The sequence below is a fragment of the Protofrankia coriariae genome (assembly GCF_001017755.1).
GTDB classification, from domain to species: domain Bacteria; phylum Actinomycetota; class Actinomycetes; order Frankiales; family Frankiaceae; genus Protofrankia; species Protofrankia coriariae.
Genome location: NZ_JWIO01000044.1, coordinates 32690 through 33078, shown reverse-complemented (window position 1 = coordinate 33078; position 389 = coordinate 32690). Strand labels below are relative to the sequence as shown.

Sequence of the window (389 nt, the reverse complement as noted above, 5' to 3'; positions counted from 1 at the left end):
CGACGGGGGGGAGCCGCTCCTGGTCGGTCAGCGCCCAGATGCGGTGGGAGACGCCGTCGTCGGTCGTCGTGGTCAGTAGCGGTGTGGTCGTCACCGTCTCGGCGACGATCCGGCTGGCGGCCCCGCCGCCCTCGTACAGCAGGAAGATCGGCTCGAGGTTCGCTCCGGTGGCCACGGTCAGGGCCAGCCGGTCGGTGACCGGCCCGGTCATGGTGTTCTCGTGCGGCAGGATGATCCCCGCGTCCGGGTCGGCCAGTGCCACCGCGCCGACCAGGCCCCGCTGGACGTGCCCGTCCTGGGTCTGCTCGTACACGTACAGCGCCGGGCGGTCGTCACGGCGCAGGACCGCGTCGGCGGTCCACACGCGCAGGGTGTCCGCGGCCCGCCGG

1 protein-coding gene (cut by a window edge) is annotated in these 389 nt (G+C 74.0%); it reads right to left on the bottom strand.

Annotated features, from left to right (window positions below; translation table 11 throughout):
* On the bottom strand, window positions 1-364 hold the 5' portion of the coding sequence (locus FrCorBMG51_RS34130; RefSeq protein WP_476742223.1) for a DUF1015 family protein. The gene continues 53 nt to the left of window position 1, outside the view; only the first 364 of its 417 coding nucleotides appear in the window; its start codon is at window positions 362-364; its stop codon lies off the left edge, out of view.
* Window positions 365-389 lie beyond the last annotated feature (25 nt).